General features: G+C 44.6%; 12 protein-coding genes. 9 read left to right on the forward strand and 3 right to left on the reverse strand.

The features are described from left to right. Positions 1-54: 54 nt before the first annotated feature. Positions 55-1,281, reverse strand: a complete 1,227-nt coding sequence (gene dapC / locus IE103_RS00635) for a succinyldiaminopimelate transaminase (protein ID WP_189344097.1) — start codon at positions 1,279-1,281, stop codon at positions 55-57. A 419-nt stretch (positions 1,282-1,700) separates the two neighbouring features. Here dapC and smc point away from each other — a divergent pair, with 419 nt between their 5' ends. From smc to def, 5 genes are all read left to right on the forward strand, one after another. After that, complete coding sequence (gene smc, locus IE103_RS00640; protein ID WP_189344098.1) at positions 1,701-5,213, forward strand: chromosome segregation protein SMC; 3,513 nt, start codon at positions 1,701-1,703, stop codon at positions 5,211-5,213. Positions 5,214-5,218: 5 nt separating this feature from the next. Continuing rightward, positions 5,219-6,313: a cell division protein ZipA C-terminal FtsZ-binding domain-containing protein gene (locus tag IE103_RS00645; protein ID WP_189344099.1), complete on the forward strand. Its 1,095-nt coding sequence runs from the start codon at positions 5,219-5,221 to the stop codon at positions 6,311-6,313. A gap of 19 nt (positions 6,314-6,332) precedes the next feature. After that, positions 6,333-8,414 carry an NAD-dependent DNA ligase LigA gene (gene ligA / locus IE103_RS00650; RefSeq protein WP_189344100.1) on the forward strand — a complete coding sequence of 694 codons (2,082 nt, stop codon included), beginning with the start codon at positions 6,333-6,335 and terminating at the stop codon, positions 8,412-8,414. Between the two features lie 108 nt (positions 8,415-8,522). Further along, the gene (galU, locus tag IE103_RS00655) at positions 8,523-9,407 is read left to right on the forward strand and encodes a UTP--glucose-1-phosphate uridylyltransferase GalU (protein ID WP_189344101.1); all 885 of its coding nucleotides are present in this window, start codon (positions 8,523-8,525) and stop codon (positions 9,405-9,407) included. 32 nt (positions 9,408-9,439) lie between these two features. Beyond that, positions 9,440-9,973: a peptide deformylase gene (gene def / locus IE103_RS00660; RefSeq protein WP_189344102.1), complete on the forward strand. Its 534-nt coding sequence runs from the start codon at positions 9,440-9,442 to the stop codon at positions 9,971-9,973. A gap of 134 nt (positions 9,974-10,107) precedes the next feature. Here def and IE103_RS00665 read toward each other — a convergent pair whose 3' ends face one another. Further along, the gene (locus tag IE103_RS00665) at positions 10,108-10,962 is read right to left on the reverse strand and encodes an AAA family ATPase (protein WP_189344103.1); all 855 of its coding nucleotides are present in this window, start codon (positions 10,960-10,962) and stop codon (positions 10,108-10,110) included. 283 nt (positions 10,963-11,245) lie between these two features. On the opposite strand from IE103_RS00665, the gene IE103_RS00670 reads away from it, so the two are divergent. Beyond that, complete coding sequence (locus IE103_RS00670; RefSeq protein ID WP_186920588.1) at positions 11,246-11,566, forward strand: c-type cytochrome; 321 nt, start codon at positions 11,246-11,248, stop codon at positions 11,564-11,566. A 10-nt stretch (positions 11,567-11,576) separates the two neighbouring features. Further along, positions 11,577-11,924, forward strand: coding sequence for a c-type cytochrome (locus IE103_RS00675; protein WP_308426950.1), 348 nt, complete (start codon positions 11,577-11,579; stop codon positions 11,922-11,924). A gap of 125 nt (positions 11,925-12,049) precedes the next feature. Here the strand turns inward: IE103_RS00675 and htpG are convergent, their stop codons facing one another. Next, positions 12,050-13,960: a molecular chaperone HtpG gene (gene htpG / locus IE103_RS00680; protein ID WP_189344104.1), complete on the reverse strand. Its 1,911-nt coding sequence runs from the start codon at positions 13,958-13,960 to the stop codon at positions 12,050-12,052. A gap of 350 nt (positions 13,961-14,310) precedes the next feature. Here htpG and typA point away from each other — a divergent pair, with 350 nt between their 5' ends. After that, positions 14,311-16,146 (forward strand): translational GTPase TypA, encoded by a 1,836-nt coding sequence (typA, locus tag IE103_RS00685; RefSeq protein WP_189344105.1) that lies wholly within the window; start codon positions 14,311-14,313, stop codon positions 16,144-16,146. 142 nt (positions 16,147-16,288) lie between these two features. Beyond that, on the forward strand, positions 16,289-17,188 hold the full coding sequence (locus IE103_RS00690; RefSeq protein WP_229826988.1) for a DMT family transporter: 900 nt from the start codon (positions 16,289-16,291) through the stop codon (positions 17,186-17,188). The last annotated feature ends 19 nt before the right edge of the window (positions 17,189-17,207 follow it).

A 17,207-nucleotide genomic window follows, 5' to 3' on the forward strand; every position in this document is an offset into this window, starting at 1 on the left:
TTTAGATTGTTCCATTTATCTGCACGGCTATGTATTTCTATGTATTTGCTTACATTAGTTCATCAGTTGTTTCGTGAAGCTAGCGATTCTTTGCGCAGCCTCCATGCATTCTTCAACTTCCGCCACTAATGCCATGCGTATCCTTCGGCTACCAGGGTTAATTCCATGTGCTTCTCGTGCCAGAAAACTACCTGGTAAAACTGTGACATTATAGTCTCGGTAAAGACCTTGGGCGAACTCTGTGTCAGAGATTTGAATGTATTTGTCGACGCGAGCCCATAGGTAAAATGCGGCGTCAGGAAGTGCTACGTCAAGCACTTCCTGTAGTACTGGGGTAACTTGAGAAAATTTCTTGATATACAGCGCGCGATTATCTATGACGTGTTGTTCGTCATTCCACGCCGCAATCGATGCCGCTTGGATACTTGGTGACATCGCTCCACCGTGGTAGGTACGATAAAGTAAAAATTGCTTAATAATTTTTGCGTCACCAGCCACAAACCCTGAGCGCATGCCAGGCACATTTGAGCGTTTAGACAAACTGGAAAGTGTAATGAGTCGTGGATAGTCATTACGTCCCAACGCACGTGCGGCAGCTAGGCTGCCAAGTGGTGCTGTGTCGCCGAAATAAATTTCTGAATAACATTCATCTGCTGCAATTACGAAATTGTAGCGATTAGATAACTCGAACAATTCTTCCCAATCGTCGAGAGTCAGTACGGCGCCAGTTGGATTTCCTGGCGAGCACACGTAGAGCAGCTGTGTACGTTGCCAAATCGAATCAGGCACTTGGCTAAAATCAGGCGCAAAATTTTTCGCAGGATTAGCATTTGCAAAATAGGGTTCTGCACCAGCGAGGTAGGCTGCTCCTTCGTATATTTGATAGAAGGGATTCGGGCACATCACAATTGGCTTGCCTAAATTACCTAAAGCATTTTGCTGCGGATTAATTACGGCTTGTGCAAGTGAGAACAAGGCTTCACGAGAACCATTAACCGGCAAAATCTGGGTCATTGGATCGAGCGCTGGAATCGCGTAGCGCTTAGCTAACCAATTACTAATGGATGCGCGTAAATTGTCGCTGCCATTGGTAGATGGATAATTGGCGAGTCCGTTCAAATTGGCAACTAGTGCATCCTTGATTAACTGGGGTGTTGCATGTTTAGGTTCACCGAGTCCCAAGCTAATCGGTTTATAGCTAGGATTGGGAGTAATGCCGGCAAATAGCTGTCTTAGTTTTTCAAAAGGATATGCTTGTAGTTTTTCTAAATTGGGATTCACGGGGAAATTCACTTAAAAATTACGAATAAAAAATCTGAAAAGAAAACAGCTGCTCTGATGCAGAACTTGCACACAAAATCGTATGAAACAAGCCAACGCGGTTTCTGAAAAATCTGCTAGCTACGTATTATAGCTGTGCTTGCACTTAATTCTATGCACGGATTCAAGAAGCATCGCCATTTCTGTCATAAAACTGTGGAGACTTAGGATTTTTAGCATCGTTTGCTAATCAAAATCTGTAAAACTTGGCATCGTGAATGTTATGATGTGCGGTCTTACTTGTCCGAACTGCAAGGAGATAGGTAATGAGAGGATGTACTTTTATTGCGTTTTTGCAAAAATAAAAGATCTTTTGGTAGCGAATCTGAAGCCGATAAAGTTTGTGTATTTTGGTCTAAAAATCGATAAATAAAAATAACGTGCGCTTAACTTCTATTAAATTAGCGGGATTTAAATCCTTCGTTGAACCTACCCATTTTCAAGTTCCTGGCCAACTCGTTGGGGTGGTTGGTCCAAATGGTTGCGGCAAGTCGAATATTATCGATGCCGTGCGCTGGGTCTTGGGTGAGTCTAAAGCATCAGAATTGCGTGGAGAATCCATGCAAGACGTCATTTTTAATGGCTCGACTCATCGTAAACCTGCTGGACGTTCCTCAGTAGAATTAGTCTTTGATAATAGCCTAGGAAAAGCCGCTGGTCAGTGGAGTCAATACGGCGAAATAGCCGTCAAGCGGACTTTGACGCGCGACGGTACTTCGACTTATTACATCAATGGTCAACCTGTTCGCCGTCGTGATATTCAGGATATTTTTCTTGGTACTGGGTTAGGGCCACGCGCATACGCGATTATTGGTCAGGGCATGATTTCTCGCATTATTGAATCACGTCCAGAAGAATTGCGTGTGTTTTTAGAAGAAGCGGCTGGTGTTTCGCGATACAAGGAGCGTCGCCGTGAGACAGAAAATCGAATTCACGACACGCATGAGAATTTAGTGCGTGTCGAAGACATTCTGCGCGAATTGAATAACAATTTAGAAAAATTAGAAGCGCAGGCTGTTGTCGCCAATAAGTATCATGCTTTGCAAGCCGATCAAGAAGAAAAACAAAAACTCTTGTGGATGCTGCGCAAGCGAGAAGCCGCAACAGAACAGAAAAAGTATTTTGCTGAAATCGAAAAATGCCAGCTTGATTTGGAAGAGCAAACGGCTAAATTGCGTCATGTCGAGTTAGAACTTGAGCAAATGCGACAAGCTCACTATGCAGTGGGCGATAAGATGCATCAGGCGCAAGGGAATTTGTATCAAACCAATGCAGAAATTGGTAGTTTAGAAGCGCAAATTAAGTTTGTGATTGAATCTCGTGCGCGCTTGCAATCGCAAATTAATTCTTTATCTGCGCAACGCGATCAATGGCAGCGTCAAGGTCAACAATTTCAAGACGATCTGGCCGATGCTGAGATGCATGTTGAAGAGTTGGCGATGCGCAGTGAACAGGCGCAAGAGTCTGTAGCACAGCAGAATGAAAAAATTCCCGCACTTGAGCAAAGCTGGCGTGACGCACAATTAAAAGCGACCGAGTCGCGCGCCAAAATCATGCAAATGCAACAGCAGATCGAGTTGGAATCTGCACATCAGCGTAATGCGTCGAATATTTTGAACACCTTAGCAGTACGACGTGAGCGCTTAAATCAAGAGAAGCAAGGTTTGGTGGTTCCTGATTCTTCGCATTTGCAAAATCTCTCCCTGCAGTTGGAAGAAAAAAAACAAATGTTGGAAGAAGCAACTTTCCAATTAGAAGAAGCGCAAGCTGGCTTGCCGCAACTAGAAGAAGCGCGTCGTTCCGCACAAGAGCAAGTTAATCAAGACACAGCGCATTCGGCGCAGCTTGACGCAAAGTTGGCGGCACTGAAATCCTTGCAAGAAAAAGTCGAAAGCCAAGGTAAAGTACAACCATGGCTAGCGAAGCACGAGCTGGAAAAATTGCCGAAGCTATGGCAAAAAGTGCAGATAGAAAATGGCTGGCAGACCGCGCTGGAGTCGATTTTGCGTGAGCGCACCTCCGCTTTAGAAATGTCAAATTTAGAGTGGGCAAAAGCGTTTTTCAGTGATGCGCCTCCGGCAAAATTGGCGCTCTATTCACCACAAGTGCTTGCTCCTGTGACGATGGTTGAGGGATTAAAACCCTTGTTTAACTTGTTGCAATTGAATGATGCGGGTGTGCGTAGTGTGATGCAAGATTGGCTGCACAATGTATTTGTCGCACCTGACGCGCCCACCGCATTTGCGGAGAGATTAAAGTTGCCTGCAGGTGGATGCTTTATCACCAAAGAAGGTCATATTATCAGCGCCAATAGTGTGCGATTTTATGCGGCAGATTCTGAGCAAGATGGCGTACTGGCGCGTCAACAAGAGATCGAAAATATAAGCAAACAGGCACGCGCTCAACATTTACTAGCGGACGAAGGTAAAACGCGTGCGGTTCGTGCTGAAGCAGCGCTGAGTCAGGCTACACATAGCTTGCAAGAATTGCGAGTTCGTGTAGCAGGATTGACGCAAGCAGTGCATGGTTTGCAGATTGAGTACATGAAGTTGGCTGAAGTGCAGGAACGCTTTAATCAGCGTAGCACGCAAATTGCATCTGATTTAGCGGAGATTGCGGAGCAAGAACAAGAGCAACAGACTGCGCGCGCAGAGTCAGAAGCGAAATTTGAAGAGCTTGATATCGCTCTTGCTGAAATGCAGGAAACGCATGAAGATGGACAGACTGCTTTCCTTGAAAAAGAACAGCATTTGAACGACGCGCGTGCACGTCTACGTGATTTGGAATTGGCTGCGCAAGAAGCCAGTTTCGCGGAGAAAACGCATCGCGTCAAAATGGAAGAGTTGCGACGAAATATTGCAACCGCGTTAGAGCAATCTTCGCAGTTGTTCGCCAATATGCAGCAAGGCCAGCTTGAGTTAGAAAGCATGGATGAACAAACTGCTCACGCAGGTTTGCAAACCTTGTTGGAAAAACGTAGTGATCAAGAACGCGTATTGGCAGATGCCCGCCATGAGCTTGATCAGTTGACGCAAAAATTGCGTCACGCAGAAGAGTCGAAGATGCAAGTTGAACGCAGTTTGCAACCGCAGCGTGATCGGATCGTTGAGTTGCAGCTGAAAGAGCAAGCCGCGCGTTTGAATCAAGAACAATATGAAGAGCAACTACGTAATTTCGAAGTTGATGAAGCTGCGCTCGAAGAAAAATTACATGATGATTTGAAACCGTCCTATTTGCAGGGCGAGGTAACACGTTTGACTAATGCGATCGCCGCTTTGGGTGCGGTGAATTTGGCGGCACTTGATGAATTGGCACAAGCAACAGAACGTAAGACCTTCCTTGACGCGCAATATGCAGATTTGACCGAAGCAATTACCACATTGCAGGACGCAATTCACAAAATCGATATTGAAACACGTGATTTATTGCAAGATACTTTTAATCGCGTGAATCACCATTTTGCAGAGCTATTCCCAATTCTGTTTGGCGGTGGCCAAGCGAAATTGATTATGACTGGGGATGAAATTCTTGATTCCGGTGTGCAGGTAATGGCGCAACCACCTGGTAAGAAAAATGCGACTATTCACTTGTTGTCGGGTGGTGAAAAAGCATTGACGGCAACGGCACTGGTGTTCTCGATGTTCCAGCTAAATCCTGCACCGTTTTGTTTACTCGATGAGGTTGATGCGCCGCTGGATGATTCAAATACAGAACGTTTCTGTAATATGGTGAAACGGATGTCTAGCAATACACAATTTTTATTTATCTCCCACAATAAGATTGCAATGGAAATGGCGCAACAATTAATCGGCGTGACCATGCAAGAGCAGGGGGTTTCTCGAATCGTTGCGGTTGATATGGAATCTGCCGCAAGTTTAGTTGGTGAGGGTTGAGTAGTATGTCAGAGTTAACAATGAGTTTGATTATCGCGGGTGTTGCGTTTGTTGTGATTGTTTATATTTACAGCAAATGGCAAGAGTACCGTGCTCGAAAAAGTGTAGATCGTGCATTTTCTGATGGGCACGATGATGTGCTGATGAATGCCCATGATGATGTAGACCTTGTTCGTCAAGAACCACAATTCGATCACGACGAGCTTAGTGAACTTGATGCTGCAGATCCAGTCGACCTTGCTGGTGGCGAGCCGGGATCAGAAAGCAACGTGGCAAAACAGGATTTTGATGCGACCATGTTCGGCAAAGAATTGTCGGTTGATGATCTTATTGATTGTGTCATTCCTTTGGAGTTTGATGCGCCAATTCGGGGCGAACGCTTACTCAAAGAAGTCAGTGACTTAAAATATGTCGGACGTAAGCCGGTGCATTTTATTGGTCTAACGCACGATGGTGTGCGTGATGAAATTGCACATGGCAGCATATACACGGCGATGTTTGCTGGCATACAAATGGTCAGTCGTAGCGGCCCCTTAAATGAGTTGGAGTATTCTGAGTTTGTCAGCAAGTTACGCGAAATTGCAGATCGCCTCAATGCGCATTCCGACGTGCCTGATATGAATCGCGTGATGTCGAACGCACGTGAGCTGCATCAATTCGTGGCAGAGCATGATGCACAACTTAGCGTCAACGTTTTGTCGAATGGCGCACCGTGGGACATTACAACTTTGCTCGGCGCTTTAGAAAAACAAGGGTTTGATGTGCGACCAGATGGACGTCTGGTGATGCCAGATGGCGACGTCGGTAATTTGTTTACGCTTTCCACCAATGTCAGCGCCAGTGAGACGGTAACATCAAAATTAACTTTGTTATTGGATGTTCCTTGTGTTTCTCCCGACCTTGAGGGCTTTGGTGTCATGGCGAAATGCGCCCGCTCTCTTGCATCTCGACTTGGCGGTACTGTTGTTGATGATGGCAATAATCCTATTTCTGAGCAAGCTTTGGCTGAGATCGCCGAGCAAGTGCGCGAATTTTGTAATGCTATGGCGATAGCAGAAATTCCTGCTGGTTCTCGTCGCGCGAAACGCTTATTTAGTTAATCTGATCAAAAGCTTCATCATGCAAAATGATTTATTTGGGGATACGAACGCTAATTTAGGCGCTTCGAATGCAGAGTCATTATCAGATCAAGCAAGACGTTTGCGTGAAGAGCTTACGCAACACGCCTATCTTTACTACACCTTAGATCAACCAAGTATTCCTGATGCCGAATACGACAAGCTGTTTCGGCAATTGCAAGACTTAGAACAAAATCATCCTGAATTAAAAACGGCGGACAGTCCTACACTAAGGATTGGCGGTGCCGTTTTGCCCGAGTTTTCACAAGTTCAACATACTGTTCCAATGCTGTCCTTGAATAATGGTTTTGAGAACGAGGATGTGCTTGCCTTTGATCGTCGTGTGCGTGAAGGATTGGGCTTTGATAAGCAGACGAATCTGCAGGAGATTGAATATGCGATTGATTTAAAGTTCGATGGCTTGGCGATTAATCTTCGTTACGTTAATGGCGTTTTTACCCAAGCTGCTACCCGTGGTGACGGCTACACAGGCGAAGACGTCACGGAGAATATTCGCACTATTCGTAGCCTACCTTTGCGCTTGCGTTGCGATAATCCGCCCGCAATTCTCGATGTGCGTGGCGAAGTGTTGATGTTCAAGGCAGATTTCGACAAACTTAATCAACGTCAACGTGAGCTTGGTGCCAAAGAATTCGCCAATCCACGAAATGCGGCGGCGGGTAGCTTGCGACAATTGGATTCAAAAATCACTGCGCAACGTAGTTTGCGTTTTTTTGCTTATGGCATAGGAGCAATGGAGGGGGCGGAATCGCCGGCTTCGCATCGTGATTTGTTGGATTGGTATCAGCAAATAGGCATTCCGACTTGCGAAGAAAAAGCTTTGGTATCAGGCGCACAAGGTTTGCTCGATTTTTACCGCGCTATACAAGATAAACGTGCCGAATTACCCTACGAAATTGATGGGGTCGTGTACAAGGTCAATCGATTTGATCAGCAAGAAACACTAGGATTTGTATCTCGTGCACCGCGTTTTGCTATTGCCCATAAATTTCCTGCGGAAGAAGCATTGACAACTGTGTTGGATATCGAAGTGCAAGTTGGTCGTACTGGTGCGATTACACCGGTCGCTCGTTTAGCGCCTGTGTTTGTTGGCGGTGTGACGGTGACCAATGCGACTTTGCACAACGAAGAAGAGGTTCAGCGCAAGGATGTAAGAGTCGGTGACACAGTCATCGTTCGGCGTGCTGGAGATGTGATTCCTGAAGTCGTTGCTAGTGTTTTGGAAAAGCGACCAGAAGGAACACATCCATTTTTATTGCCTAAGCAATGTCCTATTTGCGGTTCGGATATTCTTAAACTCGAAGATGAAGCAATTGCGCGCTGCTCTGGTGGTTGGATTAAATGTGCTGCACAACGTAAAGGTGGCTTGTTCCATTTTGCTTCACGCAAAGCTTTAAATATTGAAGGCTTGGGTGAACAGTTGATTGAGCAATTAGTCGATAAAAATGTGGTGACCACCGCTGCTGATTTTTATAAATTGGGCTTAATGGCTTTGGCCGAACTAGATCGTATGGCAGAAAAGTCGGCGCAAAATGTATTAGATGCACTGGAGACTTCTAAATCGACGACCTTGCCACGATTTATTTATGCGCTTGGTATTCGACATGTGGGTGAGTCGACCGCAAAAGATTTAGCTCTGCATTTCGCAGAAATTGAGGCGCTCATGGCAGCAAACGAAGAGCAACTTTTGCAAGTGAATGATGTTGGGCCAGTCGTCGCTAGATCGATTACGCAATATTTTGCCGATCCAATTAATGTCGAGTTAGTAAGGCAATTAATTGCTGCGGGAATCCATTGGCCGACCATTGAAAAAATCGATCTTAGTACCGCAATTTTTGCAGGTAAAACTTTAGTGCTAACTGGAACGCTACCAAGTCTAAGCAGAGATCAAGCTGCAGCACTCATAGAAAAACATGGCGGTAAGGTGGCAGGTTCGGTTTCCAAGAAAACTAGTTATGTAGTTGCTGGAGAAGATGCGGGCAGCAAGTTAATAAAAGCGCGTGAATTAGGGATTACCGTCTTATCGGAAGAAGAATTATTGGCTCATTGTGGTGTGCAATAAGATGATGACATATTCAGTAAGTCGAATAGACGGTGTGTAAAAACAATCGTAAGAGAAAATCGCGCAAGAAAATAGCACAAAAAATAGAATAATGGTGGTGAGGGTTTTATGAGAAAAATTAGAAAGGCAGTCTTTCCAGTCGCTGGTTTTGGTAGTCGATTTTTGCCAGCGACAAAGGCGCAGCCAAAAGAAATGCTATCAGTGGTAGATAAGCCCTTGATTCAGTATGCAGTGGAAGAAGCAGTTGAAGCTGGCATTACTGAAATGGTGTTTATTACTGGACGCAACAAGCGTGCAATCGAAGATCACTTCGACACAGCGTATGAACTGGAGCATGAATTAGAAGCTGCGGGTAAAGATGCTTTGTTGGATATTGTTCGTAGCGTGATCCCGAGTAACATCCATTGTATTTATATTCGCCAACCAGCAGCGCTCGGATTAGGTCATGCGGTATTGTGTGCTCGTCCGGTAGTCGGTGAGGATCCTTTTGCTGTTTTGTTGGCAGACGATTTAATGGATGTGCGTCCAGGGCAACGTGGCGTCACAGCACAGCTCGCCGCTTTATATTCACAAGAAGGTGGCAGTATCGTTGCGGTGCAAGAGGTAATGCGCGAGTTCACCAATCAATACGGGATTGTGAGTGGTGAAGCGTATAAGCCAAATCTAGAACGGATGTTAGGCATTGTCGAAAAACCGAAACCAGAGGAAGCACCATCGACGTTAGCGGTTGCTGGTCGCTATGTGTTAACCGCGAATATCTTTAATTATTTGGAAAAATTAGGTAAGGGATCGGGCGGAGAGATTCAATTAACAGATGGCATCGCAGCAATGTTGAAAGACGAAGCGGTCTTTGCATATCGATGCGATGCAAAGCGCTATGATTGCGGTTCAAAACTCGGTTACCTGAAGGCCAGTGTCGCACTGGGATTAAAACACCCAGATATGGGCGAAGAATTTGCTAAGTATCTGCAAGAGTTGAAACTCACCCCGTAAATTTCTTTCGTCAAAACAGGAGCTGTAAATCTATGATTTATCCGATTTTGAAGATGGGCGATCCACGATTGCTGAAAGTTTCCGATCCTATCCAAGACTTCGATACGCCGGCTTTGCATCAATTGATCGCAGATATGTTTGAAACCATGCAGCATGCCAACGGAGCTGGCTTGGCAGCACCACAAATTGGCATCAATCTGCAATTGGTCATTTTTGGTTTTAAAAAAAACCTACGCTACCCAGATGCACCCAATGTCCCAGAGACGGTGTTGATTAATCCCACTTTGACGCCCTTATCAACAGATACTGACGAGGCATGGGAGGGCTGTTTATCTGTGCCAGGTATGCGTGGATTGGTGCCGCGCTGGAGTCGTTTGCGTTATGAAGGATTCGATCAGTTTGGAAATAAAATTGATCGTGAGGTAGATGGCTTCCACGCAAGAGTCGTGCAGCATGAAACCGATCATCTACACGGTATTCTCTATCCTATGCGGATCAAAGATTTGACCAAGTTTGGATATACTGAAGTATTGTTTCCTGAGTTAGATCCGAGCGATGATGATTAATACTCGCAAATACATACATGTAAGATTTTGATTTCTTTGCTAAACAAAAAGCCGTCTTTTGACGGATTTTTGTTTGATGTTGCTAATGAGGCTGACATCGCTTTCGAGTTTGAACTTCATACCTGAGTTGAAAATCATCGATGATTGCGAGACATCATCATTAGTCGCTCAAATAAATGTAGGTCTTGCTCGTTCTTTAAAAGTGCGCCATGCAGTGGTGGTGCCGGATTGCCGCTATCTTTTACTTTCAGTACTTCTGCAGGGATACCTTCTGCTAGCAGAAGCTTTAACCAATCAATTAATTCAGAGGTGGATGGTTTTTTCTTCAAACCATTTATTTCACGTAGTCGATAAAAAGCTTCTAATGCATTGACGAGTAACTCCTCCTTCAAATGTGGAAAGTGCACATTGACAATCTCTTGCATCGTCTGTTTGTCTGGGAATTTGATGTAGTGGAAAAAGCAGCGACGCAAAAAGGCATCGGGCAGTTCTTTTTCATTATTTGACGTGATGATCACAAGTGGACGATGTTTGGCTTTAATCATCTCTCGTGTTTCATACACATAAAACTCCATTCGATCTAATTCGCGTAATAGATCATTTGGAAATTCAATATCTGCTTTATCAATTTCATCAATTAATAATACGACTGGTTGATCTGCATGAAACGCCTGCCATAAGACACCTTTGACGATGTAATTGTGAATATCCTTCACACGTTCGTCACCGAGCTGCGAATCACGTAAGCGTGAAACCGCATCATATTCATACAATCCCTGTTGGGCTTTTGTAGTTGATTTGATGTGCCATTGTAAGAGCGGCATGCCAAGTGCGGCTGCAACTTCTTCTGCTAACATCGTTTTGCCGGTTCCTGGTTCACCTTTGATTAACAACGGGCGTTGCAGTGTTAATGCGGCATTTACTGCGAGTTTTAAGTCATCTGTGGCGACATAGTTGTCCGCGCCATTGAAGCGTTTGTTCGTCATCATTATTAGTTTAAATTGGAAATGTCAGAGTCAAAGAATGTTGCAAGTTAGGTGAGTATAAACAAAATAATTTTATTATTGGCTTGATTCGCTGTTCTAGTAGAAAGCTTCGAACAGTATTTATTGCAGAATTGAATTCTCATGCAGGCTAATAAAAATGACCTTTGCAGTGAAAATGTGTCTGAAATGCACATGAAAATTGCGCAAAATTAATGGTTATCAGCTAAAATGCTGACTTCGATCAAATCGCTGTTTTGATTTTCCTGATTATTTTCTCTCAGCTAATATGAAAAAATTATTTGCTCTACTCGCTTTGGCGAGCGTCGCACAGGTTGCTGTGTCGGCTGAAGTCGTTGGTAACGCGAAAGCCGCAGAAAACAAAGTGGCGATGTGTATTGGTTGCCATGCAATCCCTGGTTATAAAGCGACCTTCCCAGAAGTTTACCAAGTTCCAATGATTGGTGGACAGTCTGCTAAATACATTGAAAATGCATTGAAAGCATATCGTAAAGGTGATCGTAAGCATCCATCTATGCGCGGTATCGCTGGAAGCTTGAGTGATCAAGACATTGCAGATTTGGCTGCCTACTACGCACAACAGAAATAAGTTGAGGATAATGATGAAAAAAATCGTTTTAGCAGTTTTGGCATCAACATTGTCTGTTGCGGCATTTGCTGGTGGAAATATCGAGGCTGGAAAAGTAGCCGCAGCAAAATTTAATTGTGCTTCATGCCATGGTGCAAACTACAGTGAACCAATTGACCCTAGTTACCCAAAATTAGCTGGTCAACATAAAGATTACTTGGTTCAAGCATTGAAATCTTATCAGCGCGGTGCTGTTGGTACTTCCGGCCGTAGCAATGCGATTATGGAAGCGCAAGCAAAGGCCTTGAGTAATGCGGATATTGAGAATATTTCTGCGTATTTGGCTAGCTTAAAAGGTAGTTTGGTATTGAAAAAATAATCACCGTATCTTTTGGTGGAATTAGCTGACTAGAATTGGCTCGATTTAAATACCGTTTTCTTCAGCTATAAAAAAACCTCACTTTTTAGTGAGGTTTTTTTACGACAAAACGAGTGTTTGATAGATTATTTTACGCTCAACAACATCTCATTCAAACGTTTAACAAAAGCACTTGGGTCTTCAAGTGTTCCGCCTTCAGCCAAGGCCGCTTGATCAAATAAGATGTGTGACCAGTCGTTGAATTTGGCTTCTTCGTACTTCAAACGTTGCACCAAAGGGTGATCTGGATTGACTTCCAAGATCGGTTTGGATTCTGGTGCAGCTTGGCCAGCGGCTTTCAACATTCTGACCAGGTTACCTGATAATTCATTTTCATCGGCAACTAAACAAGCGGGTGAATCCGTCAAGCGGAAAGTGATGCGAACGTCTTTGGCTTTATCTGCCAAGGCAGCCTTCATTTTTTCGACTAGATCTTTGAACTGGGTTTCAGTTTCCTCATGCTGCTTTTTCTCAGCTTCGTCTTCCAATTTACCTAAATCCAAATCACCTTTGGCGACGGATACCAAATCTTTGCCTTCGAATGCAGTCAAGAAAGACAACATCCATTCATCAACGCGATCTGTCAGCAACAAGACTTCGACGCCTTTTTTGCGGAAGATTTCTAGGTGTGGGCTGTTCTTTGCTGCTGCGTAGGTGTCGGCTGTGACGTAGTAGATCTTGTCTTGGCCTTCTTTAGCGCGCGCGATGTATTCAGAAAGTGAAACGTTTTGGATGTCGCTATCATTGTGCGTAGAGGCAAAACGGAGTAGGGCGGCAATGCGATCTTTATTTGCTGCATCTTCACCTATACCTTCTTTCAACACTTGACCAAACTCTTTCCAGAAGCTCGCAAATTTTTCTTTTTTGCTTTCTGCTTCATCGCCCTCAGCATTCGCCAAGTCTTCCAACATGCCTAACACACGTTTAGTCGAACCTTCTCGAATCGCTTTGATGTCGCGCGATTCTTGCAAAATCTCACGAGACACATTCAAAGGTAAATCGTTGGAATCAATAATGCCTTTGACGAAGCGCAAATAGACTGGCATCAATTGCTCGGCATCGTCCATGATGAAGACGCGTTTAACGTAGAGCTTGATACCACCACGTTTATTGCGATCCCACATATCAAATGGTGCGCGGCTTGGAATGTACAGTAATTGCGTGTATTCGCTACGACCCTCGACGCGATTGTGGGTGTGAGTCAGCGGAGCGCTGTAATCGTGTGAAATGTGTTTGTAGAATTCAGTATATTGCTCAGGTGTGATGTCAGACTTGCTGCGTGCCCACAAAGCACTTGCTTGATTGACTGTTTCTAACTCATCTTTCAGAACCTGTTCTTTTTTCTCATCATCCCATTCTTCTTTCTGCATCAAAATCGGCAAGGAGATGTGATCTGAATAAGTACGAATAATCGATTTCAATTTCCATGAAGACAGGAATTCATCTTCACCTTCACGCAAATGTAAAGTAATAGCAGTGCCGCGATCTTCTTTGGTGATTTGTTCGACACTGAAATCGCCTGCGCCTGCAGATTCCCAGCGAACACCTTCGCTCGCAGCAGTGCCAGCGCGACGGGATTCGACTGTCATCTTATCGGCAACAATAAAGCCAGAGTAGAAACCAACACCAAATTGACCAATCATGGCCGCATCTTTTTGTTGGTCGCCGGAGAGTTTGGCAAAGAATTCTTTGGTGCCAGACTTCGCAATCGTGCCTAAATGATTAATCGCGTCGTCACGCGTCATGCCTATGCCATTGTCGGCAATCGTGATGGTGCGCGCTGCTTTATCGAAGCTGACTTTGATTTTGAGTTCTGAATCATTCTCAAACAGGCTGGCATTATTAATTGCTTCAAAGCGAAGCTTATCTGCCGCATCCGAAGCATTGGAGATTAACTCTCGCAAAAAGATTTCTTTGTTTGAATACAAAGAATGGATCATCAATTGCAATAACTGTGAAACTTCAGCTTGAAATCCTAGGGTTTGTTTTTCTGACATGCTTTCCTCGATGTTGAAGTATAAATAGTTAATTTACTAAATAAATTTGGCGAAAATAACGCGAGTGAAGGTACAGGTAGGGTGAATGCTGCAAATTTCAAGAGGAATTTCTCGTTTATTTCGCAATTAAGCTGAGTTTTGATGTGATTATGTCAGTGTATTGGCGTGAATATTGTGGCGGAATTGCTCTGTCGAGCTGAATATGGCATGCGACTTTCTGTCATCATTTGGTAGTAAGTCTTTGAAATAATGACGAAAATATCTGCATTGTTTGTAATCAAGGCGTAAGTTTTGCATTGCAGCATGCTATAATCGTGGGTTATCCGAATTACCTCTAATTAAACACAATCATGACCGACAATATTCGCGCTATTCGCAACATCGCCATTATCGCTCACGTTGACCACGGCAAAACAACGCTGGTGGATCAATTGCTGCGTCAATCTGGCACTTTCCGTGATAATCAACAAGTTGATAATCGCGTTATGGACTCCAACGATATTGAGAAAGAGCGCGGTATTACGATTCTTTCCAAAAATTGTGCAGTTGAATACAAAGGCACACATATCAACATCGTTGACACCCCAGGCCATGCTGACTTCGGCGGTGAAGTTGAACGTGTATTGTCCATGGTTGACAGTGTTTTGTTGCTGGTGGATGCGCAAGAAGGTCCAATGCCGCAAACCCGTTTCGTTACGCGTAAAGCTTTGGCATTGGGTTTGAAGCCTATCGTGGTTGTGAACAAGATTGACCGTGAAAATGCGGATCCGCAAAAAGCAGTGAATGCGACATTTGAGTTGTTCGACAAACTCGGCGCAACAGATGAGCAATTAGATTTCCCTATCGTTTACGCTTCTGGTTTCAAAGGCTACGCTGGCCTCGAAGACACGGTGCGTGACGGCAACATGGAACCTTTGTTTGATGCGATTTTGAAACACGTTCCAGCGCGTGAAGATGATCCAAATGGTCCATTGCAATTGCAAATCACTTCCTTGGAATACTCTTCTTACGTTGGTAAAATTGGCGTTGGTCGTATCTTGCGTGGTCGCGTTCGTGGTGGCCAAGATGTCGTATGGATGAATGGCCCAGAAGACAAACCAACTAAAGCGCGTATCAATCAAGTTTTGACATTCAAAGGTTTGGATCGCGTTCAAGTTGACGAAGCTTTGGCTGGCGATATCGTGTTGATCAATGGTATTGAAGAAATCAGTATCGGCTCCACCATTTGCGCACCGGATACACCGGAAGGCTTGCCAATGTTGAAGATTGACGAACCAACATTGACAATGAACTTCATGGTTAATAGCTCTCCACTGGCTGGTCGCGAAGGTAAGTTCGTCACGACGCGTCAAATCCGTGATCGTTTAGAGCGTGAATTGAAATCCAATATGGCTTTGCGTGTAGTGCAAGCTGAAGGTGATGATTCTACTTACGAAGTTTCTGGTCGCGGCGAATTGCATTTGACGATTTTGATCGAAAACATGCGTCGTGAAGGTTTCGAATTAGCAGTTTCCCGTCCACGCGTAGTTTTCAAAATGATCGATGGCGTGCGCCATGAGCCGTATGAAAATTTGACCGTTGACGTGGAAGAGACTAATCAAGGTGGCGTGATGGAAGAACTTGGTCGTCGTCGCGGTGATTTGCAAAACATGGAACCGGACGGCAAAGGTCGTGTACGTTTGGAATATCGTATTCCTGCGCGTGGCCTGATCGGTTTCCAAGGCGAATTCATGACCTTGACACGCGGTACAGGTTTGATGAGTCACGTGTTTGATGAGTACGCACCAGTTGATAACTCCAAAGGTGAGTTGGCTGGTCGCCGTAACGGTGTCTTGATTTCTCAAGATGACGGCGCTGCTGTTGCTTATGCAATTTGGAAATTACAAGACCGCGGTCGTATGTTCGTCGTGCATAACGATCCAGTTTACGAAGGTATGATTATCGGTATCCACTCACGCGATAACGACTTGGTTGTTAACCCGATCAAAGGTAAGCAATTAACCAACGTTCGTTCTTCTGGTACTGATGAAGCAGTACGTTTGGTACCACCAATTCAAATGAGTTTGGAATATGCGGTTGAATTCATTGAAGATGATGAATTGGTCGAAGTAACTCCGAAGAGCATCCGTTTGCGTAAGCGTTTCTTGAAAGAACACGAGCGTAAGAAGGCATCTCGCGAGGCGTAATATGCGTTTGAGGATAAGTTCCTCATTCATATTGTCGCTTGTCGTAAGTCAGTGAAAATTTTATTTGATTTACGTAAGGTAATAAGAAGCCCGCTTGATTCTTTGTCAAGCGGGTTTCTGCTTTCTATTTTGGAGTATTTGCATGCGCCAACCTAGCCACAAGACAGCTTTGCTTTTGATGATCATTGCACCGACGATGTGGAGCACTGCCGGTGTCTTGTCACGTCAATTAGAGTCGGCACGTGGATTTGAAGTGAGTTTTTGGCGCAGTTTTTTCGCAGCGATTTTTGTATTCGCCGTGTTGGCTTGGCAGCATAAATCACAGCTCGGGAAAAAGTTAGTTAACCTCGGTGCTTATGGACTGGCATCAGGTTTTATGTGGGCAGCGATGTTCACTTGTTTCATGCTGGCATTGACGATGACGACCGTAGCAAATGCTTTGATTGTCGAAAGTTTCGCGCCTTTGCTGACGGCGATTTTTGCGTGGATTTTTTTGGCTGAAAAAATTCCAAACCGGACATGGCTAGCAATTTTGGTTGCATTCGCTGGCATGCTGTGGATGTTTGTCGATGGCTTTTCCAAACTCGATGGTCGTGGCTTGATCGGTGTGGTGCTGGCTCTGTGTGTACCCTTTGCCGTTGCTGCGAATGTGATTATTTTAAAAAAAGGCGGGCAGCAAGTCGACTTGATTCCGGCGGTGCTTGTCGGTGGTGTGATTTCTGCCTTATTGATGCTGCCATTTGCTTGGCCATTTTCGGCGTCAAATCATGATATTTTGATCTTGGCGACCTTGGGCGTATTTCAACTTGGCTTACCTTGTATGATTATGGTACATGCAGCGAAAGGCTTGAGCGCACCAGAGATTTCTTTGCTGTCTTTGTTGGAAGTCGTGTTGGGGCCATTTTGGGTTTGGTTGGCGATTGGTGAAGAACCTGCGAAAGCAACGCTACTCGGTGGCAGTATCGTCCTTGGCGCTTTGATCTTTAATGAGGTGATGGCGTTCCGTGAGGATAAGTTGAGAAATCAAACTTCTTCGCTTTAGTGCGCTTGAGTTTGCCCGA

This window comes from Affinundibacterium macrobrachii, assembly GCF_014652415.1.
Taxonomy (GTDB): Bacteria; Pseudomonadota; Gammaproteobacteria; order Burkholderiales; family Burkholderiaceae_D; genus Undibacterium; species Undibacterium macrobrachii.